Origin of the sequence: Paraburkholderia sp. MM5496-R1 (assembly GCF_050436205.1) — a bacterium.
In the GTDB taxonomy this organism is placed as follows: Bacteria; Pseudomonadota; Gammaproteobacteria; order Burkholderiales; family Burkholderiaceae; genus Paraburkholderia; species Paraburkholderia tuberum.
On sequence record NZ_JBNDLT010000003.1, the window covers coordinates 2655487 to 2676083 of the forward strand.

Sequence of the window (20597 nt, forward strand, 5' to 3'; positions counted from 1 at the left end):
TCGTGATCGCCATTTGGCGGTCACTGCGCTCGACGCTGATAACCGCTCTTCAATGCGTCCACCACAAGCTCGACTGCCCGGGATGATTTGCGGCGACTTGGATAATAGACGTGATGTCCGACGAACGTGGGAAACCAGTCTTCCAGCACCCAATTCAAGCGCCCGGCCCGGACATGCACCTCAGCCAGGTCTTTGGGCACGTACGCGAGCCCAAACCCGCCAAGCGCTGCGTCCATCATCTGGTAGACGCTATTGAAGGTGAGCTGCCCTTCGACCCGCACCTGCAGTTCTCGCCGCCCCTTCCGTAGCTCCCACGGGAGCAGTGAATCTCGCGTTGGCAATCGAAGATTGATGCAGTTGTGCAGCGTTAGATCCTGCGGCGTCTTCGCCGGTGCGGTCGATTGCAGGTAGCCTGGAGAGCCCGCGATTGCCATCGTCATGTCAGGCGCGATTCGCACCGCGATCATGTCTTTGGCCACCTGGTCGCCTAGCCGCACGCCGATGTCGTACCGATCCGCGACGATGTCGGCTAACCCGTAGTCATTGAGCAATTCAATCTTCAGATCCGGATACTGGCGCAGCAACGGTTGCAGACGCGGCCAAACGTACGAGTTTGCCGCGTAGTCGGTGGTCGTGATCCGGACAGTTCCGCCTGGACGGCTCGTCATCGCGCGCAAGGAATCGACCTCCGCTTCGATTTCCTGAAAACGCGGTGCAATCGCCGCCAGTAGCCGTTCGCCTGCCTCCGTCAACGAGACACTCCGGGTAGTGCGCATCAGTAACTGAAGGCCCATCCGCTTTTCAAGGCCGGCAACCGTCCGGCTCAAGGCCGACTGCGAGACTCCCAGTTGCGCGGCCGCCCGCGTGAAGTTGCGCTCACGCGCAACGTTCATGAAGCCGACCAGATCGTTGAAATCCTCTTTCAATTAATGCTCCACAGCATAAGGGCATCCCGATATTGTGATCTAGTCGCATCAATTGCCAGGAGTTAGATTAACAGCAGTGGCATATCGCCCCGACGATACCGACGAGGAACAGTCATGGAATTGAAACGCGCGGGCTTCCAGCCCTCGAAGAAAGGCCCTGAAGAATGGTTTACGGGCACGGTGCGGCTCGACCCGCTGAACGCTCCGCCTCCGCCGGCACGCGTTTCGTGCGCGAGCGTCACTTTTGAGCCGGGAGCGCGGACTAACTGGCATACCCACCCGCTCGGCCAGACTTTGATCGTTACGGCCGGCTGTGGCTGGACCCAGTGCGAAGGCGAGCCGCGCGTCGAAATCCGGGCTGGTGACGTGATCTGGTGCCCGCCTGGCCACAAGCATTGGCATGGCGCAACTTCGACGACCGCGATGACACATATCGCCATTCAGGAAGCGCTCGACGGCAAGAACGTCGAATGGCTGGAGAAGGTCACGGACGAGCAGTATGGAAAGGACTGGAAACATGCAAGATCCATTGTCACAAGTTGATCTCACTCCCGTTTCTCCGGCATTCGCGCGTTATACGAGCCAGACCGTGCTCGGCGGCCTCTGGAAGAGGCCGCAACTGTCACCGCGAGACCGGAGCATCGTGACGCTGTCGGTGCTCATCGCCCGCAACCAGACCATCGAGATGCCGTTCTATCTCCGGTTGGCGCTGGATAGCGGTGTGAAGCCTGCCGAGATTTCGGAAATGATCACGCACCTCGCCTTCTATTCCGGCTGGGGAAATGCGACCGCAGCGGCTGTCGTCACGAAGCGTATCTTCGATGAACGTGACATCGGTATCGATCAGGTCCCTCGGGCCGATGTCGAGCCGCTACCACTGAACGAAGTCGCAGAGCAACAGCGTGCGCAGGCGGTCGAGCAAAGCTTCGGCTCGGTCGCTCCCGGCGTTGTTCAGTACACGACCGATGTGCTGTTCCGCGACCTTTGGCTGCGTCCAGGACTCGCTCCACGCGACCGGAGCCTGGTCACGGTGAGCGCCCTGGTTGCCAGCGGTCAGGTCGCGCAGATTCCGTATCACCTCGGCCGTGCCATGGACAACGGTCTGACGAAGGACGAGGCGTCCGAAATGCTGACGCAGCTCGCCTTTTACGCAGGCTGGCCGAACGTCTTTTCGGCGATGCCCGTGTTCAAGGATGTATTCGCGAAGCGAGCGGCATAAACGTCGATGCCGGATCGTCCACCGGTTGGGAAGCCGCGTTTTTCCGACCGAGGTGGAAGCTCGTCGGCCCGGATGCCGCACTGGCACCGCGGAAGCTCGAACAAACATCAGTGAGGGACCGCGTCTTCACTTCGTCGACGGCCCTGATGGCCCGGTCGACGACGTCGCGGTTGCGGCGCGCGCCCGCGAAGCGGGGCTCGCCGTTCTGCCGCTCTCGGTCTGGTACGCGAATGGTCGCACGCGTAGCACGCCGCGTGGCGTTGTGATGAGCTTCGCAAACATCGCCAATGCAGGTGAAGCGGGCCACCTCGCGCGGAGCTTGCGCGCCTGTCTGGACGGCTAACGAGCGGCGAAGGTCCAGGTCTCTACCACTCCTCACGCTCGCGCGCGGCGCTGTACCCAAAATGAGGACAGCCGCGCGCGAACGCTGACGCATACTGCACCGATAACGCAAGCAAACTGGAGACACGCATGACCCGCCCGTTCAAGCCCTATCCGTTCGCCCCGCGCCGCTATCCGGCCGTGGTGCCGCCGCTCATCGACGGACGCGATCCACAAGCGCGCGCCGTCGCGATCGTCGGCGGCGGTCCGGTCGGCATGACGCTCGCGCTTGCACTCGCGCGCCAAGGCGTGCGCTCGGTGCTGATCGAGGCGGACGACAGCGTGTGCACCGGCAGCCGCGCGATCTGCATCTCGCGACGCAGCCTCGAAATCTTCAAGCGGCTCGGCGTCGTCGACGGCTTTCTGCAAAAGGGGCTGGCGTGGACCGGCGGGCGCAGTTTCTATCGCGACACCGAGGTGTTCCGCTTCGCGATGCATCAGGACGACGAGCAGTCGCTGCCGCCGATGATCAATATCGCGCAGTATCAGATCGAGCAGTTGCTGCTCGACGAGATCGAACGGCACGCCGATCTGATCGACGTGCGCTGGCAAACGCGTGTGACGGGCCTCGAGCAACGGCCGCAGGGCGGCGCGAGCTTGACCTTGCGCAGCGCCGATCCTGCCGATCCGCAAGGCAAAAGCTGGCAGATGGACGCTGCGTGGGTCGTCGCCTGCGACGGCGGACGCAGCACGATCCGCGACCTGCTCGGGCTGAAGCTCACAGGCACGACCTACGAAGGCCGCTACGTGATCGTCGATATCGAACTCGACAGCACGCGCGCCACCGAACGGCTCGCGTACTTCGATCCGCCGTCGAATCCGGGCTCGACGGTGCTCGTGCACAAGCAGCCTGACAACGTGTGGCGCATCGACTATCAGTTACGCGACGACGAAGACCCCGACGCCGCCGTGCTACCCGAGAACGTGATACCGCGCGTGCAAAACTTGCTCGACTCGATGGGCGAAGCCGGCGCCTGGTCGCCGATCTGGATCACGATCTACAAGGCCAATGCGCTGACGCTCGAACGCTATCGGCATGGCAGCGTGCTATTCGCGGGCGACGCCGCGCATCTGGTGCCGATCTTCGGCGTGCGCGGCGCGAACTCCGGCATCGACGACGCCGACAATCTCGGCTGGAAGCTCGGCTGCGTGATCAATGGGAGCGCGTCGCCAGCGCTGCTCGATAGCTATAGCGACGAACGTGTGTACGCGGCGCGCGAGAACCTGAGCTACGGCATGAAAAGTACCGAATTCATGGCGCCGCCGACCTTCGCGTTCGACTTGCTGCGCACGGCCGTGCTCGGGCTCGCCGAGCGGCATGCGGCGGTGCGGCCGCTGATCAATCCGCGCCAGACGCATGCGATCGCGTATCGGCAATCGCCGCTGAACTTCGCAGGCGACGGAGCCGATGCGTTCGATCGCGGCCCCGCGCCGGGTACCGTGCTGCCCGAGGGCAGGCTGCTCAAACAATCGCAAGATGGCGCACGGCTCGGCATTCATCTAACCGATCTGCTCGGACCGTGCTTCACGGCGCTGCGCTTCGACGCAGACCACGCGAACGATGATGACGCGTGGCGGCAACTGCAAAGCACGCTAGCCAGCCGGGGCATTCCGTTCAACGTGATCGATATCGTCACGGCCGAAGCGCAATCGGCAAACAGCCCGCGAGCGATCGACCCAACCGGCCGCCTGCACGACATGCTCGACGCACGGCCCGGCACCGTCTATCTGATCCGCCCCGACGGCCACGTGCTCGCGCGCTGGCGCAACGGCAGCGCGGCGGCCGTTCTGCGCGCGCTCGATGCCACGCTGACACAGCAGAACTAACGCGCAAGGACCTTCGACATCATGACCGATTCCGATCTCGACCTCGTCTATACGACGCTGTGCAACACGCTGACCCACGAAGGCGAGGCGCAGGCGTCGCTGTATCTCGCGCGTCTCGCGCTCTTGTGCCTGACCGAACTCGACGACTCGCGGCGCGCGTTGTCGTTGATCGAAGCGGCGAAGCTGCCGGTTGCCGCCACGGCCTGGCGCGGGTAAAAAAACCGCCTCCCTGGAGGCGGTTCGCTAGAGGCGGTAACGGCAATGCCGCAGCAGTGCGAGGGAATTACAGCCATCACAACAAAACGGGCGCTGGCAGACCGACCTCACTGCCTCGGATACAAGCCCGACGTACTCGCATGCAGCCGCGCGAGTCCGAGCAACGCATCCGTATAGGGCGTCGGCACGCGCGTCAGTTGCCCGAGTTCGCGCACCGCGCCGACCAGCGCATCGAGTTCGACCGCCTTGCCGGCCTGCACGTCCTGCAACATCGATGTCTTCATCGCGCCGAGTTTCAGCGTGACCGCGTGACGGTCGTCGGGCGCCTGGTCGATCGGGATGCCGAAGCGCGCGCCGATTTCCTTCGCCTCCAGCATGATGTGCGTGACGAAACCGCGCACGAGTTCGTCGCCGAGGATCCGGTCGGTCGTTGCGCCGGTGATCGCGCTGACCGGGTTCATCGTCATGTTGCCCCACAGCTTGAACCACACGTCGCGCTGGATCTGCGCCGAAGCCGTTGCATGGAAGCCCGCCGCCTGCAACAGCGCGGCGAGCAGCTCGACACGCTCGCTCGGCTTGCCCGACGCCTCGCCGACGATCAGTCCGTTGCCCTGGTGATGCCGGATCACGCCGGGCGCGTCGATCAGGCAACTGGCATGCACGACGCAGCCGACCGTCTGCGCGGCCGGGATCGCGGCGGTGATCGCGCCGTCGGGATCGATCGTCTTCAGGCGCTGGCCGGCGAGTTCGCCGCCCAGGCCGTCGCAGAACCACCACGGCACGCCGTTCATCGCCGTCAGCACGATCGTCTCGGGGCCGAGTAGCGGTTTGATATGCGCGGCCACGGTCGCCATCGCCGGGCCCTTCACCGCGATCACGACGAGTTCCTGCACGCCGAGATCGGCCGGCTTGTCGCTCGCCTTCACCTGCTCGGCGTAGATCACGCCGCCTTCGATCAGCCGCAGACCATGCTGGCGCACCGCGTCGAGCGTCGCGCCGCGCGCGACCACGCTGACCCGATGGCCCGCCTGCGCGAGCTTCACTCCCATCCAGCCGCCGATCGAGCCGGCGCCGTAGATCGCTACTTTCATCGCCTGAGTCCTTGCCTGTTGCTGTGATTATTGCAGCGTCGATTGTCGCGCTCTTTTACGCGTGGCTTCAATCATTGCCGGAAACTCGCATCGATCCGGTCGACCCGCCGCACCAGCGCATCGAACACGTCCTGTCCGGCGCCGTGGCGCGGATCGAACTGCAGCGCGTCGCGCGAGCAGCGAATCGCGACCTCCTCCGGCACCGGCCGAGCGCGGCCCATCGAGAACGTCGCCACCTGGACTTCGCACGCGCGATTCAGCGTCCACAGAATCGCGAAGGTCTGCGGCAACGTCCGGCCCCACGATAGCAGACCGTGGTTGCGCAGGATCACCGCCTGTCTGTCGCCGATATGCGCGAGCAGCCGCGGCCCCTCTTCCGCATGAATCGTGATGCCTTCAAAGTCGTGATACGCGATCCGGTCGTGCAACTGCGCGCTATAGAAGTTGGTCTGCTGCAGGCCCTCTTCGAGGCAGGCGACCGCGACGCCCGCCGTCGTATGCGTATGCATCACACAGTGCGCGTCGGGCAAGCCCTCGTGAAGCGCCGCATGCACCACGAAGCCAGCCGGATTCACCGGATACGGCGAGCCGTCGAGCACGCGCCCCTGCGCGTCGATCTTCACCAGATTGCTCGCGGTCACTTCGCTGTAGTGCAGCCCGAACGGATTGATCAGGAACTGGCGCTCCGGGCCGCTGACGCTTTCGGGCACGCGCAGCGTGATGTGGTTGTAGATCATCTCGGTCCAACCGAGCAGATCGAAAATCCGGTAGCACGCGGCAAGTTGCACGCGCGCCTGCCATTCGTCCGGATGGATCGCGGCCGATCTGGGCGGGCTCGCCGGTTGCGCTTCGAGGGTCGTGGCCATCGTCGGTGTCTCCAGAATTATCGTTGTGACGGCGCGTCCGTGCGCGCCGCCCATCATATTCACGCGTGCCGTAACAGCGGCCCGAGCGCCGGCGCGCTTCAGGCGCCCGACACCACCGCCGCGATCGACGACGCGACATAGTCCGCGTTGCGCGCGTTCAGCCCGGCAACGCACATGCGGCCCGAGCGCAGCACGTACACCGCGTATTCGTTGCGTAGACGCTCGACCTGGCTTTCGGACAGGCCCGTATACGTGAACATGCCGCGCTGCGCGATATAGCGCGCGCGCATCACTTCATCGACGCGTCCGTCGAGCCCGGCGTGAATCACCTTGCGCATCGCCAGAATGCGCTCGCGCATCGCACCGAGCTCGGCTTCCCATGACGCGCGCAGCGTCGCATCGGCGAGCACGTTGGCGACGAGGCGCGCGCCGTGCGTCGGCGGATTGCTGTAGTTCGCGCGCACCGCCGACATCAGTTGGCCCGCCACGCGCGCCGCTTCGTCGGCGCTCTTGCAGACCACGCTCAACGCGCCGACGCGCTCGCCGTAAAGCGAGAAATTCTTCGAGAACGAGTTCGCGACGATCAGCGGCACGTTCGCGTCGGCGAGCAGGCGCACCGGCGCGGCGTCTTCTTCGAGGCCCGCGCCGAAACCCTGGTAGGCCATGTCGACGAATGCGATCAGCTTGCGGCGCTGCAAAACCGGCACCAGTTCCGCCCATTGCGACGGGCTCAGATCGACGCCCGTCGGGTTATGGCAGCACGCGTGCAGCAGCACGATGCTCTTTTCCGGCAGCGTGTCGATCGCGGCGAGCATGTCGGCAAAGCGCAGGCCGCCCGTTTGCGCGTCGTAGTACGGATAGGTGTTGACCGTGAGGCCCGCGCCTTCGAACACCACGCGATGGTTTTCCCAGCTCGGATCGCTGATCCACATTTGCGAGCCGGGGAAATAGCGCTTCAGGAAATCGGCGCCGACCTTCAGCGCGCCCGAGCCGCCGAGCGTTTGCAGCGTCGCGATCCGGCCTTCGGCGCGCGCCGCGCTGTGGGCGCCGAACACGAGCGCCTGCGCGGTGTCGCGATAGAGCGGCAGACCCGCCATCGGCAGATACGAGCGCGGGCCGATCGCGTCGAGCAGCGCGGTTTCGGCGCGGCGCACCGCGTCGATCACCGGCAGCTTGCCGGCGTCGTCGAAATAGATGCCGATGCTGAGGTTGACCTTGTTCGGCCGGGGGTCCAGCTGAAAGTCTTCGTTCAGGCTCAGAATCGGGTCGCCCGGATAGGCGGGAATATGGTCGAACATGACGGGTCCTTGAAGACGGCCTCTGCAGGCCTGTTGTAGCGGTCGTCCGCGCGCCGCGGGACGACAGGGCAAACCTTGAGTCTAAGCGGGTTTGCCGGGCCAAGTCGACCCGCACGAGTGTCGGTCGTCGACGCGCCGCGCACAATCATATCCGCAACCGCGCGGCCGGCATCGTGCGGGTCGGCGCGCCGCTCGTCATCGCGTCGACGGCGCTGCCCGCGGCGATCGCCGAATACGCGCGCGACAAGCCGAAGGTGGTCGTGCGCGTCTGCGATAGCTCGTGATGAGGCGCATCGTCGATCCTGAAACGATTCGCGAGGTGTGCGTGTATCGGTCGACCGAGCGTGCGCTGTCGCCATCGGCCGACGGCTTCGCGGATTTCGTGATGCCGTGGTTGAAACGCTGGGATTGGGAGACGCAGGACGAGGCGCGGGGTAAGCGGAGTTGAAGCGGACTCGAAGCGGACTCGAAGCGCGATGCGACGCGCGCTTCGGCGCGAGTTTCGACAGATGTGCAGCTAGGGCTGCATACACAGCGCGAACAGTTGCCGCTGATTTGAAATCCCGAGCCGCGCGTACGCGCGCTTCTGGTACGTGACGACGCTCGCCCGCTTCACGCCCATCTGCCCGGCGATCTCGGCCGCGCTCGCGCCATCGAGCGTGCCACGCAACACGTCGAGCTCGCGCGGCGTCAGCGTCGGACATAAGCGCCGCACGCGCGCGAGCATCGCCGCACCGGTGCCCTGCTGATGTTGCCCGTTCAGCGCGTATTGGCCCTTCGCCGCATGCGCGAACAGCGGCGCGACGCTTTCGATCCGCTCCAGTTCGCCCGGCGCGAACACGCCGTACGCGCGGTCGCGATACAGGTTGATCGACAGCCACACGCTATCCGCCGGCTGCACGAGCAACGACAGCCGGTCGGATACGTTCGGCTGCGCGTAGCAGGCCGCGCGGTACGCTTCGTTTTCGATTTCGTCGCCGCGCTGCTGATGCAGCACCAGCGCATCGCGCGAAGCGGTGCGCCGGCGGTGGCTCGATTGACCGATGATCGCGCGATTGCCGTCGAGCGCATAGAAATGCGCGGCGTAGCGTTCGGCGACGTCGCGCAGAAAATGCCCGCCGCGATGGTCGGCCGCCGACACCGTACGGGGCCGCGCGTCGAACTCATACGCGAAGATCGTGCACTGCGAGACGGGCAGCGACAACGATTCGCCAACCGTCAGCGGAATGCTCGCGGCGAGCGCGTCGGCATCCGGGTGGGAGATCGCCATGACGAGGTCGGTGGCGCGCGCGGTGCTGATCTGACCGCTGCGCTGCGGTGATGCGAGGCGCCAGGAACGCATGATGGGGATTCGTGCTTGCGCTGCGTGAATTGGGTTGCGGCAAGCGTAGCACGGCGGGCACGCGGTGGCCCACCGGCGTGATCGCCGGCCTGGCGATGCTTTATCGCCGGGTAAACGACCCCCGCTGCAACGCCACCGTCCTCGGCAATTCGATCGTAAAGGTCGTGCCGGACTCGTCCGTGGATACGACGCTGACGTCGCCGCCATGCATGCGCGCGATCTGCTGCACGATATGCAAACCGAGCCCGAGGCCTTCGCGCGAGCGCGCGCCGTTGCCGTTCGACACGAACGCCTTGAACAGATGCGGAAACAGCTCCGCCGGAATCGTGCCGCGATTGGACACCTTCAGGCGCACGCAATCCTCGGCGTCGCCATCGACCTCCACGCCGATATCGCCCTCCGGCGCCCCATGATGCAGCGCGTTGCTGACGAGATTCGACACCGCCTGCCACACGAGATCGGTATCCCACGCGCCGGCCGTATTGCCGGTGCAGGTGAACACGATCTGCTTGCCGCTCTTCTGCGATGCGAATTCGTCGATGACCGAGCGGCACAGCGTCGCGAGCTCGATCGAGCGCGGCTGCAACGGCAGACGTCCGCCTTGCAGGCGCGCGAGGTTCAGCAACTGATCGACCATCCGCGCCATGCGCAGGGCGCTGTTCTTCACGCGCGCGGCGACGGTTGCGGCCTGCTCGTCGGCGGCCGTGCGCATCAGGTATTCCGCCGACGCCAGCACCGCGCCGAGCGGCGTGCGCAGATCATGGCTGAGCACCGCCATCAGCATTTCGTTCGCTTCGAGCATTTGGCGCGTCGTCACCAGTTGCGCGGCGAGCTCGCGCTTCTGCTGCTCCAGCTGCACGAACACGTCGACCTTCGACTGCAGGATGCGCGGATCGAACGGCTTGTACAGGAAGTCGACCGCGCCTGCCTCATAGCCACGGAACGTGCGCGACGCGTCCTGCGCGGTCGCGCTCAGGAAGATGATCGGCACCTGCGACGTGCGCGGGCTGCCGCGCATCAGCGCGGCCAGCTCGAAGCCGTTCATGCCGGGCATATTGACGTCGAGAATCGCCAGCGCGACTTCGTGCTTGAGCAGCAGATCGAGCGCGGCGGTGCCGCAGTCGGCGACCAGCACCGCGACGTCGGGCCGCGCGAGCAACGCTTGCAGCGCGGTGATGTTGTGGACGATGTCGTCGACGATCAGGATGTTCACAGGTGAGTTCGTCATGGCACCGGATCAGAGGGAAGTCGGCAGCGCGGCAAGGCGCTTCGCCAGGGTTGCGGGATTGTAGATCGCGTCGGCCGCGCCGCGCTCGATCGCCGCGCGCGGCATCTCCGGTGCACCGGCGCTGCCGGGATCCTGCACCCACGCGGTGCCGCCGAGCGCGCGCACGCGTTCGAGCCCGTGCGCGCCGTCGTCGTTGGCGCCGGACAGCAGGATCGCAAGCAGCCGATCGCCGTACACCGCGGCGGCCGATTCGAACAGCACGTCGATCGACGGCCGCGAGAAGCGCACCGCCGCGGCGGTCGACAGCGCGACCGTGCGGTCCACTTCGACGAGCATGTGATAACCGGCCGGCGCGACGTACACGCGGCCCGGCAGAATCAGCTCCCCCGCATCGGGTTCGAGCACCGGCAGCGCGCAGCGATGCGCGATCGCCGGCACCAGATAGCTCGGCGAATCGGGCGGCAGATGCGCGACGATCATCACGGCTGCCGCGAAGCGCGCGGGCAGCGCGGCGAGCAGCACCTTGAGCACCTCGATGCCGCCCGCCGACCCGCCGATCACGACCAGTTGATAGCCGCGGCGCGCGTGCGTCCGCGCGGCGCTGGCGTCGGCGGCCTGGGTGGGCGGGGGTTCACTGGTCGAGCGTGGCATCGCGACCTCGCTAACGCTTCTGATAAATGCGTTCGGCCGCGCGAAACTCGTCGAACGCCGGGTAGTGACGTGAAAACCGCAGGGTTTCCTTGCTGCCCAGGCCGAGAAAGCCGCGCCGCACCAGTGCGTTCTCGAACAGCCCCAACGCGCGATCCTGCAAGCCGCGATCGAAATAGATCAGCACGTTGCGGCACGACACCAGATGCGCTTCGAGGAACACTTCGTCGGTGGACAGGCTGTGATCGGCGAACACCACGCGCTCTTTGAGCGAGCCGGCAAAGCGCGCGCCGCCATATGCTGCATGATAGTAGTCCGACAGCGAACGCGTGCCGCCCGCCGCCAGATAGTTCTGCGTGAAGCCCTGGATGCGTTCCAGCGCGTAGATGCCCGCCTCCGCGCGCGCGAGCGCGTCGGGGTTGATGTCGGTCGCGTAGAACAGCGTGCGCTCGGTGAGACCCTCCTCGTCGAACAGGATCTTCAGCGACCACAGCTCTTCGCCGGTGCTGCATCCGGCGACCCACACCTTGATCGACGGGTAGGTGCGCAAACGCGGCAGCACGTGCTCGCGCAGCGCGAGGAAATACGACGGATCGCGAAACATGTCGCTGACCTGCACGGTCAGGTAGCGGAACAGCCGCGAAAACTCGTAGCCGTCGCGCATGATGCGGTCCTGCAATTGCGACAGCGTCTCCACGTTGAATTCATCGAGCGCCTGCGTGAGGCGGCGGCGCAGCGACGACATCGCGTAGTGGCGAAAGTCGTGCTGATACTTCAGATAGATCGCCTCGAGCAGCAGCCGCAGCTCGATGTCGAAATCGCTGATGCGGTGCGGTACGTCAGATGCGGACGGTTTCATCGCATTGCTCGCTTGCGTGCCAACGCTCGCGCCGTCAGCGCTGCCGCAGCCACACGCGGCACAGCGCGACGAGCTTGTCGACGTCGATCGGTTTCGACACGTAGTCGTCGGCACCCGCTTCGAGGCAGCGCGCGCGATCGTTCGCCATCGCCTTCGCGGTCAGCGCGATGATCGGCAGATGCGCGAAGCGCGGATTGCGGCGAATCTCGCCCATCGCGGTCAGGCCGTCCATCTCGGGCATCATGATGTCCATCAGCACCAGATGCACTTCCGGCCCGTTCTCCAGTTCGTCGAGCGCCTCGCGGCCGTTGCGCGCGATCAGCAGTTTCGCGCCGAGCGGCTCCAGCACGTGCGACAGCGCGAAGATGTTGCGCACGTCGTCTTCGGCGAGCAGGATCGTGCGGCCCTCGAACGCATTGTCGCGTTGCCGCACGGTGCGCAGCATGCGCTGCTGCTCCGGCGCGAGCGACGACTCGACGCTATGCAGAAACAGCGTGACTTCATCGAGCAGACGCTCCGGCGATTTCGCGCCCTTGATGATGATCGACTTCGAGTAGCGGCGCAGCCGGTGCTCCTCTTCGCCGGACAGCATGCGGCCCGTGTAGACGATCACCGGCAGCGATGCATGCGCGCTGTTCGCGGCGAGGCGTTCGAGCAGATCGTAGCCGGTGCCGTCCGGCAGCGCGAGATCGGTGACGACGCAGTCGAACGTCAGCGCCGACAGTTGCTCGAACGCCTCGGCGAGCGTCGCGACCGCGACGATCTCGGTGTTCTCGCTTTGCAGCAGCGCGCGGATGCTTTCGCGCATCGGCGCGTCGTCCTCGATCACCAGCACGCGCTTCAGGCGCTGTTGCAGCCGCGCTTCGAGGCGGCGGATCGCGGCCTCCATCGTCGAGCGCGCGGTCGGCTTCAGCGTGTAGCCGATCGCGCCGAGATGCAGCGCCTTGTCGGCATGATCGGTGGCCGACACGATATGGATCGGAATATGGCGAGTCAGCGGATCGTTCTTCAGCCATTCGAGCACCGTGAGGCCCGAGCGGTCCGGCAGACCGACGTCGAGCAGCACCGCGGCCGGCCGCATGTCGCGCACCAGCGCGAGGCCGCTCGCGGCATCGCTCGCGTGCACGAAGTCGAAGTCGAGTTCGTGCACGAGATCGCGCAGAATCGCGGCGAACGGCGGATCGTCTTCGACCGCGACGATCAGACGGCCCGCGCGGGTGCGATGGTCGCGATCGTCGGCTATCGACGCGGCGGCGGGCTCGGCGGCGCCGGGCAGCAAGGCTTCGCGCGACGCGGTGGGCGGTGCCCGGCTTGCCAGACCATTCGCTGGCGGGATCACCGCGGCGGGTGCGGTGTCGAGCGGCAGCCACAGCGAAAACACGCTGCCCTTGCCGACTTCGCTCGCCACCGTGATGCGCCCGCCCAGCAACCGCGAGAACTCGCGCGAAATCGACAGCCCGAGGCCGCTGCCCCCATATTGACGGCTCGTCGAGCCATCGGCCTGCTGGAACGCCTCGAAGATCAGGTCGAGCTTATCGGCCGGAATACCGATGCCCGAATCGCGCACGTCGAAGCGCAGCACGTTGTCCTCGACCCTGGCGACCTCGAGCGTGACCTCGCCGCGCTCGGTGAACTTCACCGCGTTCGACAGCAGGTTGCGCAGGATCTGCGTGAGCCGCTGGCCATCGGTGACGAACGTATCGGGCGTGCCCGGCAACTTGTCGAAGGCGAGACGCAAGTGCTTGGTCGCCGCGATCGGACGAACCATTTCTTCGAGCGATTGCAGCGTCGCCTCGATCGACACCGTTTCGTGCTCGACCGTCAATTGACCCGCCTCGACCTTCGACAGGTCGAGAATGTCGTTGATCAGCACGAGCAGATCGCTGTTCGACGCGTGGATCGTCTCCGCGTAGCGCACCTGCTCGTCGGTCAGATTGCCGCTGCGATTCTGCTGCAGCAGCTTCGCGAGAATCAGCGAGCTGTTCAGCGGCGTGCGCAATTCGTGCGACATGTTCGCGAGGAACTCGGACTTGTAGCGGCTCGACTGTTCGAGGCGCTCCGCATTGGCCGCCAGATCGTTCTGCACGCGCAGCAGATCCGATTTTTGCCGCTCCAGCCGCAGCGCGTATTCCTCGAGCCGCACGTTGGTCTGTTCGAGCTCGGCCTGCTGCGCTTCGAGGCGCCGTTGCGATTCCAGCAGCGCGCGGCCGCGTTCCTCGAGCCCTTCGTTGGAGACCCGCAACTCCTCCTGCTGGACCTGCAACTCCTCGTTCAGCTGCTGCGTCTCGGCGAGCGCATCCTGCAGGCGTTCGCGATACAGCGCCGCCTCGAGAAAATTGCCCATGCTGTGGCGGATCAGCTCCATGAACTCTTCGTCGCGCGGCGTCACCTCGCGCAGGAAGCCCATTTCGACGACGCCGTTGACCTGGCCGTCGTTGTCGATCGGCAGGATCAGCAGATTGCGCGGCGCACCGCTGCCAGTGGCCGACACGACCCGCACGTAATCGGCCGGCACGTCGCGCAGTACCAGCGTGCGGCGCGAGCGCGCGGCCTGGCCGACCAGCGTTTCACCCTCCTCGAAACTCGGAGCGGCCGTCTGCTCGCTTTCACGGCTATAGCCGTACGCGGCGATGCGGCGCAGCGTGCCGCTCTGCCTGTCGCGCACGTACAGCGCGGCGACGAGCGCATCGAGATATTGGGCGAGAAACTCGAGCATCGCGCGGCCGACGAGCGGCGCGCTCGTCTGCCCGACGACCTTGTCCGCGAGCAGGCGCTGGCCCGAGCGCAACCAGACCTGCTGCTCGAGCAGCGCGGTCTGTTCGCCCTGGCGGCGCAGCACGTCGTCGTAGGTCCCGGACAGGTCCAGCAGTTCGCGACGGCCTCGCCACGCTAGCAGGCCGCTGACGACGAGGCTGAACAGCAGGAACACGCCGACCAGCGTCGCCGTCACGTTGCGCGTCGCTTCGACGCGCTGCTGGCGCAAGCGCAATTCGACGTCGAGAAAATCGCCGAATTCGCGGCGCGTTTCGTCGAATTCGAGCCTGCCGCGCCCCGCTGCGATCGTGCTCTCATAGTCCTGGTTGCGGCGGCGCGCGTCGATGATCTGTTCGGCGAAGCGGCTCCAACGCTCCTGCGAGGCCTCGATCTGCTTGAGCCGCTCGATTTGCGGCGGGTTGTCGGCGACCTGCTTTTTCAACGCTTCGAGCTGTGCCTTGAATTTCGGGCCGCCGTTTTCATACGGCGCGAGGAAACTCTCGTTACCGGTGATCAGAAAGCCGCGCATCGACGATTCGCGATCCACCGCGAGCCGCAGCAATTCGTTGGCGTCGCCGATCACGCGCCCGGAGTGCTCGGCCCAGTTCATCGTCGACACGAGATACGCGATCAAGCCGACGAACAGCACCATCGTGGCGAGGCCGACGCCCAAAGGCAGCGCGATATTGCGGCGAAGGATGCGGCGGAAACGGAGTTGATCGACGGCCTGCGATGCGGTCATTTTTTCTGTAAGTGGCATGGCGAATCGGGTCGATGCGGAATATCTTTCGGGTCTGCGCACGGTGTTGAGTGCCGCGATGCGACCGCTGTCATCATACAAGGACGACCCGCACGCGCGCGACGCGGAATGCCAAAAAGAACCTGGCCGGCTAACACCGGCCAGATTCCTGCATCGACGCGCATCGACGCGCCGTGTTTCAGCTACGCTCAGCACCGTTCAGCGGCTAACGCGGCAGCGCATCAGCGCAACCGGCTCGGCCCGCTCAGGCCGGCACCGATTCCGCCTGCGCCGCGCGCGACCACACGCGATGCTGTCCGGCGGCCTTGATGAACGCCTTCAACACATCGGCGGACTGCGAGTCCTCGCCGGTCGCCACGCCGTCCGGCTGCGCGGGCAACTGCGCGGCCGCGAGCAGGTCGCGCCCCGCGCCGAGCGCCGCGATCGCCTTCAGATGCTTGAACGCTTCAAGCACGAAGTGCCGCGCATCGCCCGATTGCGACAGTGCCTTCGCCCCCTTCTCGCCGCCGATCACGATCACCGCGTCGAACATCACCGATGGCAGCCCGGCGATCGTCGCGTCGGGCGCGAGGCCATCGATCTCGGCGAGCGTCGGCGCGATCAGCATCGGCGTCGCGCCTTCACCCGTGAGCGCCTGCTGCAACTGTTTGATCGCCGCGCCATCGGAGCCGGGTGCGGCGAGCAGCGCGATCTTGCGGGTCTTGATGCCGGGCTTCACGCGATTGAGCAGACTCAACGCCGGCGACGTCTTCGGCCCGACGAGTTTCGCCGTGCCCTTTTTCGGCGCCGGCAAGCCGAGTCCTTCGGCGACCTTCGCGGCGAGATCGGCGTCGAAGTTCGCGAGAATCTCGTTGACCTGGCGCGCGCGAATCTCGGGCTTCGTCACCTTGCCGAGCTCGAACTGATAGGCCGCCGCGATATGGTCTTTTTCCGGCTGCGACATGCTGTTGTAGAACAACGCGGCCTGCGAGAAATGATCGGCGAACGAGTCGCTGCGCACGCGAATCTTCGTGCCCTCGACGTGTTCGTGATGGCTGTCGAAGCCGCCATCTTCAGCGGCCGGATCGGTTTCCTTCGGCCAGCCGTCGTTCAGCGAGTTCGGCTCGTACGACGCCTGGCCGACATGGATCGCCTGCCGATGCATCGCATCGCGCTGATTGTTGACGGATGGACAGACCGGCCGGTTGATCGGAATCTCGTGAAAGTTCGGGCCACCGAGGCGGCTGATCTGAGTGTCCGTATACGAGAACAAACGCCCCTGCAGCAACGGATCGTTGGTGAAATCGATGCCCGGCACGATATGCCCCGGATGGAACGCGGCCTGTTCGGTCTCGGCGAAGAAGTTGTCCGGATTGCGATTGAGCGTCATCTTGCCGATGATTTTCACCGGCACCAGCTCTTCCGGAATCAGCTTGGTCGGATCGAGCAGGTCGAAATCGAACTTGTGCTCGTCGGCTTCCTCGACGATCTGCACCCCCAGTTCGTACTCCGGATAATCGCCGCGCTCGATCGCTTCCCATAGGTCGCGGCGGTGAAAGTCCGGGTCCTTGCCCGCGAGCTTCTGCGCTTCGTCCCACAGCAGCGAATACGAGCCGAGCACGGGACGCCAGTGGAACTTGACGAAACGAGCTTTGCCCTGCGCATTGACGAAGCGGAACGTGTGAACGCCGAAGCCTTCCATCGTCCGAAAGCTGCGCGGAATCGCGCGGTCCGACATCGTCCATAGCACCATGTGCGCCGATTCGGGCACGAGCGAGACGAAGTCCCAGAACGTGTCGTGCGCGGACCCGCCGGTCGGCATTTCGTTCGGTGCTTCCGGTTTCACCGCGTGCACGAAGTCAGGAAACTTGATCGCGTCCTGGATGAAGAACACCGGCATGTTGTTGCCGACCAGATCGAAATTGCCTTCCTGCGTGTAGAACTTCGTCGCGACACCGCGCACGTCGCGCACGGTGTCGGCAGAGCCGCGCGGACCTTGCACGGTCGAGAAACGCACATAGACCGGCGTTTCGGCGGCCGGGTCCTGCAAAAACGCGGCCTTGGTGTACTCGCGCATCGATTCGTAGACCTTGAAGACACCATGCGCGGCCGAGCCACGCGCGTGCACGATCCGTTCGGGAATGCGCTCGTGGTCGAAGTGCGTGATCTTTTCACGCATGATGAAATCTTCCAGCAGCGATGGACCGCGCGGTCCCGCACGCAACGTGTTCTGGTTGTCGGCGATCTTGACGCCCTGATTGGTCCTCAGGGCCTCGCCTTGCGGCTTCACGCGATTGCGTTCGAGATCGTTCGATTTCGCGTCGTTCGACTGCGCGGCCCCGTTTGCCTGGGCCGCGGCCTTCTGGGTATTCGCTTTACCTGCCATGGGGATCGACTCCTTGTGTTCGGGCGCGCGGCGCCGGAGGCGTCGCGGCGCGCGATCACAGAGTCAGCAAGGGCTATACCCACCAAGTCACGGCGCATTGGCTGCGCGGCGGCGTTGCGTCAGAACCGGTAGTTGATCGACACGTCGGCGACGCCGGTCGCGCGGCTGCGCGTGATCGGACTGTTGCCCGCGCTGCCGACGAGCTGCTCGAACGCGCCGTCGGCGGTCGCGAACCAGTGCTTGCTGAACAGCCAGATCGCGCTGACGCCGAAACCCACCGACTTGAAGCCCGCGCTCGCGTGGTACTGCGGATACTGCGAGTGCGCGGCCTGCTCCTGATTGACGCCGAACCAGCTGTTCATGTAATTGGAGTCCGCGAGCACCACGTTCGGGCCGGCGAACCAGAAGAACTGCCTGGTGCTGCCGGGCATCGGCATATAGGCGCCGAGATCGCCGATCCAGCCGTTCGATCCGCCGAAATAGCGGCGGATATCGGCGCGCAGGACGAGCGGAAAATCCTTCGACACGACGTACTCGCCCGAAAGCTTCAGACCGGGCGCCGGGTTGATGTTGCCGAGCCCGTTGAGTTCCTGCGGATCGTTCTGGCCGCGTCGCCCGAGGTCGTAGACCGCGGCGAGACTCATGCGCCAGTTCTCGCCCTGCGCGAAATTCACGCCGAAACCTTCGCCGCTCGACAGAAAGAACAGATCCTTGTAGCGCACGTCGATGCTCGGGCCGGCCACCAGGTGATAGCGGTCCGATCCTACGAAGCGCGGCTGGAACGATGTGGCCACGCCGAAGCGCAGTTGCCAGTCGGGAATGTTCGGCTGCCACATCTTCTGCAGCGGAACGCCCACCGAATATTGCCATTCGCCGAGCGGCGACGGCGTCTGCGCGAAGACCACACCCGGCACGCAGGCCATCGCGCCCAAGGTCGCGGCGACGAGCGAGCTCGCCGCGATGCCGGTTTGTTTATGGCGAGGCATGGCGCCCCGCTTCTTTCTACGGCTGTTGACCACCGGAAGCCTCCAATTTCGCTCGTCGCGATGAGGTTAGGTTTTCGCCCGGGGTCCAGCGCGGACCCAAAAACGCGGACGACCGCCGCGCTGTTACTTACGGCGTGTAATTTTTCCAATCGATGAAGCGGGCAGCGCGATGTGCACGAGGCGCGGCGAGCCCGCATGACCCACGCGCTAGCGTGGTGGCCACTGCGCATAGTCCTTGCGCGCCGCGGTGACGCGGACAATGGCCAACGGAACATTGCTGCGCAAGATATGCGCCAACTCTGTGGAAGATTGATGACGAGCGCGACCCAAGGCGTAAGCCGAAGACGGTCCGGCGCTGCGGCGGCGCCGCTGGCGCCGCCGTTCAGAGGGGTTATTGCCCTGCTTCGACGAGCACCGGCTTGTCGCGATACAGGTTGGGGAACAGGCGTTTCAGGTTGGCGATTTTCGGCATGTCATTGAACACGATGTAGGCCGAATCGGGATGCAAGGTCAGATAGTTCTGGTGATACGACTCGGCCGGATAGAAGCCCTTGTAGGGCTCCGTCTTCGTGACGATCGGCGCGGGGAACACGTGCGACTTGTCGAGCTGCGCAATGTAGCTTTGCGCGACACGCCGTTGCGCGTCGTTCAGCGGAAAGATCGCGGAGCGGTATTGCGTGCCGCTGTCGGGCCCCTGACGATTCAGCTCGGTCGGGTCCTGAACCACCGAGAAATACACCTGCAGCAACTGGCCGTAGGTGACCTTGCCAGGATCGAACGTGACCTGCACCGATTCGGCGTGTCCCGTCTCGCCGCCGCTGACGGTCTCGTACTGCGCGGTGTCGCGTGAGCCGCCCGAGTAGCCGGACACCGCCCGCGTGACACCGCGCACATGCTGGAACACCCCCTGGACGCCCCAGAAGCAGCCACCCGCGAACACCGCGGTTTCCTCGTGCGCGGTGCTGGCCGGGATCGGTTCGTCGAGCGCGGGCGGCGCGATCACGACGGCGCTCTCCGCCGCGAACGCGACGCGCTGCGCGAGCGGCAACGCGAGCGCGGCCGCGCCTAGCAGCAACGACAACACGGCCGCGCGTGTGCGTTTCGAGCTGCCGCCGAACGATGTAAGGAATTGCGGTCTGTTGCGAGTCATGATGGTCGCTCCGGAAAAGTGCCGGCGCCCGCCCGCGTTGGCACGGTGCTGCCACGGCCGCATGCGGGTGCGCCGAAGCTTGGTCGCGCGGGCGCGGCGTTTATGACAGCATGCGCGCTTTCGCGGCCGGCGGCGCGGCCGCGCGGCTCACAGCGGAAATTTCGTGGTCGACAGGATTTCCTTCAGCACCATGAATGAGCGGATCTGCCGTACGCCCGGCAGATACAGCAACTGCTCGGCGTGGAGTCGATTGAAGCTGTCGCTGTCGCGCGTGCGGATCACCATGAAATAGTCGAACTCGCCGGTCACCACGTGGCACTCCATGCAGCCGGCCACTTTCTGCGCGGCCTTCTCGAACTCGGCGAACGACTCGGGCGTCGAGCGATCCAGTACCACGCCGATGATCACGAGCATGCCCGCGCCGGCCGCCTTTGGATCGAGCAGCGCGACCACGCCGCGAATCAGCCCCGATTCCTTCAAGCGTTCGACGCGCCGCAAACACGCCGGCGCGCTCAGCTTCACTTTCGCGGCGAGCGCCACGTTCGAAATAGACGCGTCGGTTTGCAACTGCCGCAGGATCGCGCGATCGATGCGATCGAGCGGATGGTGAATCGCGCCGATGCCCGAAGGTGGCGCTCCAGCACGAACTTTCGTTGCGCTCATGACCATATGTACGAAGTT

General features: G+C 65.2%; 17 protein-coding genes and 2 pseudogenes. 6 read left to right on the forward strand and 13 right to left on the reverse strand.

What is annotated here, in order from left to right:
• Positions 1-20: 20 nt before the first annotated feature.
• A complete protein-coding gene (locus OKW38_RS38340) occupies positions 21-926 on the reverse strand; it encodes a LysR family transcriptional regulator (protein ID WP_090809828.1) in 906 nt (301 codons plus the stop codon).
• A gap of 114 nt (positions 927-1040) precedes the next feature.
• Here OKW38_RS38340 and OKW38_RS38345 point away from each other — a divergent pair, with 114 nt between their 5' ends.
• From OKW38_RS38345 to OKW38_RS38365, 5 genes and pseudogenes are all read left to right on the forward strand, one after another.
• Complete coding sequence (locus OKW38_RS38345; protein WP_090809826.1) at positions 1041-1469, forward strand: (R)-mandelonitrile lyase; 429 nt, start codon at positions 1041-1043, stop codon at positions 1467-1469.
• Positions 1426-2145, forward strand: coding sequence for a carboxymuconolactone decarboxylase family protein (locus OKW38_RS38350; protein WP_341809932.1), 720 nt, complete (start codon positions 1426-1428; stop codon positions 2143-2145). Before OKW38_RS38345 ends, OKW38_RS38350 begins: the two co-directional genes overlap by 44 nt.
• A 130-nt stretch (positions 2146-2275) precedes the next feature.
• Positions 2276-2488, forward strand: a pseudogene (locus tag OKW38_RS38355) (PLP-dependent aminotransferase family protein); the annotation flags it as partial.
• A 128-nt stretch (positions 2489-2616) separates the two neighbouring features.
• Positions 2617-4353 (forward strand): FAD-dependent oxidoreductase, encoded by a 1737-nt coding sequence (locus tag OKW38_RS38360; RefSeq protein ID WP_429365507.1) that lies wholly within the window; start codon positions 2617-2619, stop codon positions 4351-4353.
• A gap of 21 nt (positions 4354-4374) precedes the next feature.
• Positions 4375-4569: a hypothetical protein gene (locus tag OKW38_RS38365; RefSeq protein ID WP_184060028.1), complete on the forward strand. Its 195-nt coding sequence runs from the start codon at positions 4375-4377 to the stop codon at positions 4567-4569.
• Between the two features lie 107 nt (positions 4570-4676).
• Here the strand turns inward: OKW38_RS38365 and OKW38_RS38370 are convergent, their stop codons facing one another.
• From OKW38_RS38370 to OKW38_RS38380, 3 genes are all read right to left on the reverse strand, one after another.
• Entirely contained in the window at positions 4677-5660 is a 984-nt protein-coding gene (locus OKW38_RS38370) for a 2-dehydropantoate 2-reductase (protein WP_429365508.1), read from the reverse strand.
• A 71-nt stretch (positions 5661-5731) separates the two neighbouring features.
• Entirely contained in the window at positions 5732-6526 is a 795-nt protein-coding gene (locus tag OKW38_RS38375) for a class II aldolase/adducin family protein (RefSeq protein ID WP_429333827.1), read from the reverse strand.
• Positions 6527-6624: 98 nt separating this feature from the next.
• The gene (locus OKW38_RS38380) at positions 6625-7824 is read right to left on the reverse strand and encodes an aromatic amino acid transaminase (protein ID WP_429333826.1); all 1200 of its coding nucleotides are present in this window, start codon (positions 7822-7824) and stop codon (positions 6625-6627) included.
• A gap of 65 nt (positions 7825-7889) precedes the next feature.
• On the opposite strand from OKW38_RS38380, the pseudogene OKW38_RS38385 reads away from it, so the two are divergent.
• Positions 7890-8272 (forward strand): annotated as a pseudogene (locus tag OKW38_RS38385) (hypothetical protein); the annotation flags it as partial.
• Positions 8273-8341: 69 nt separating this feature from the next.
• On the opposite strand, the gene OKW38_RS38390 reads toward OKW38_RS38385, so the two are convergent.
• The 9 genes from OKW38_RS38390 to OKW38_RS38430 all read right to left on the reverse strand — a co-directional run bounded on the left by OKW38_RS38390 (position 8342) and on the right by OKW38_RS38430 (position 20579).
• Positions 8342-9166, reverse strand: coding sequence for a helix-turn-helix transcriptional regulator (locus OKW38_RS38390; protein ID WP_429365509.1), 825 nt, complete (start codon positions 9164-9166; stop codon positions 8342-8344).
• Positions 9167-9266: 100 nt separating this feature from the next.
• Complete coding sequence (locus OKW38_RS38395; RefSeq protein ID WP_429365510.1) at positions 9267-10394, reverse strand: hybrid sensor histidine kinase/response regulator; 1128 nt, start codon at positions 10392-10394, stop codon at positions 9267-9269.
• A gap of 9 nt (positions 10395-10403) precedes the next feature.
• The gene (locus OKW38_RS38400; protein ID WP_429333823.1) at positions 10404-11045 is read right to left on the reverse strand and encodes a chemotaxis protein CheB; all 642 of its coding nucleotides are present in this window, start codon (positions 11043-11045) and stop codon (positions 10404-10406) included.
• Positions 11046-11055: 10 nt separating this feature from the next.
• Positions 11056-11901, reverse strand: coding sequence for a CheR family methyltransferase (locus OKW38_RS38405; protein WP_429365511.1), 846 nt, complete (start codon positions 11899-11901; stop codon positions 11056-11058).
• 34 nt (positions 11902-11935) lie between these two features.
• Positions 11936-15397 carry a response regulator gene (locus OKW38_RS38410; protein ID WP_429365586.1) on the reverse strand — a complete coding sequence of 1154 codons (3462 nt, stop codon included), beginning with the start codon at positions 15395-15397 and terminating at the stop codon, positions 11936-11938.
• A gap of 262 nt (positions 15398-15659) precedes the next feature.
• Complete coding sequence (gene katE / locus OKW38_RS38415) at positions 15660-17780, reverse strand: catalase HPII (protein WP_429365512.1); 2121 nt, start codon at positions 17778-17780, stop codon at positions 15660-15662.
• 119 nt (positions 17781-17899) lie between these two features.
• Entirely contained in the window at positions 17900-18799 is a 900-nt protein-coding gene (locus OKW38_RS38420; RefSeq protein WP_090809799.1) for a MipA/OmpV family protein, read from the reverse strand.
• 358 nt (positions 18800-19157) lie between these two features.
• Positions 19158-19916: a peptide-methionine (S)-S-oxide reductase MsrA gene (gene msrA / locus OKW38_RS38425; protein WP_090810517.1), complete on the reverse strand. Its 759-nt coding sequence runs from the start codon at positions 19914-19916 to the stop codon at positions 19158-19160.
• A 147-nt stretch (positions 19917-20063) separates the two neighbouring features.
• A complete protein-coding gene (locus OKW38_RS38430; protein ID WP_026226668.1) occupies positions 20064-20579 on the reverse strand; it encodes an Lrp/AsnC family transcriptional regulator in 516 nt (171 codons plus the stop codon).
• Between the last annotated feature and the right edge of the window lie 18 nt (positions 20580-20597).

Coding starts and splice junctions, on each gene's coding strand:
- OKW38_RS38375 (WP_429333827.1), bottom strand. CDS start 6,526: ATGGCCACGACCCTCGAAGCGCAACCGGCGAGCCCGCCCAGATCGGCC.
- OKW38_RS38370 (WP_429365508.1), bottom strand. CDS start 5,660: ATGAAAGTAGCGATCTACGGCGCCGGCTCGATCGGCGGCTGGATGGGA.
- OKW38_RS38345 (WP_090809826.1), top strand. CDS start 1,041: ATGGAATTGAAACGCGCGGGCTTCCAGCCCTCGAAGAAAGGCCCTGAA.
- katE (WP_429365512.1), bottom strand. CDS start 17,780: ATGGCAGGTAAAGCGAATACCCAGAAGGCCGCGGCCCAGGCAAACGGG.
- msrA (WP_090810517.1), bottom strand. CDS start 19,916: ATGACTCGCAACAGACCGCAATTCCTTACATCGTTCGGCGGCAGCTCG.
- OKW38_RS38410 (WP_429365586.1), bottom strand. CDS start 15,397: ATGACCGCATCGCAGGCCGTCGATCAACTCCGTTTCCGCCGCATCCTT.
- OKW38_RS38350 (WP_341809932.1), top strand. CDS start 1,426: ATGGAAAGGACTGGAAACATGCAAGATCCATTGTCACAAGTTGATCTC.
- OKW38_RS38430 (WP_026226668.1), bottom strand. CDS start 20,579: ATGAGCGCAACGAAAGTTCGTGCTGGAGCGCCACCTTCGGGCATCGGC.
- OKW38_RS38365 (WP_184060028.1), top strand. CDS start 4,375: ATGACCGATTCCGATCTCGACCTCGTCTATACGACGCTGTGCAACACG.
- OKW38_RS38390 (WP_429365509.1), bottom strand. CDS start 9,166: ATGCGTTCCTGGCGCCTCGCATCACCGCAGCGCAGCGGTCAGATCAGC.
- OKW38_RS38380 (WP_429333826.1), bottom strand. CDS start 7,824: ATGTTCGACCATATTCCCGCCTATCCGGGCGACCCGATTCTGAGCCTG.
- OKW38_RS38360 (WP_429365507.1), top strand. CDS start 2,617: ATGACCCGCCCGTTCAAGCCCTATCCGTTCGCCCCGCGCCGCTATCCG.
- OKW38_RS38400 (WP_429333823.1), bottom strand. CDS start 11,045: ATGCCACGCTCGACCAGTGAACCCCCGCCCACCCAGGCCGCCGACGCC.
- OKW38_RS38395 (WP_429365510.1), bottom strand. CDS start 10,394: ATGACGAACTCACCTGTGAACATCCTGATCGTCGACGACATCGTCCAC.
- OKW38_RS38405 (WP_429365511.1), bottom strand. CDS start 11,901: ATGAAACCGTCCGCATCTGACGTACCGCACCGCATCAGCGATTTCGAC.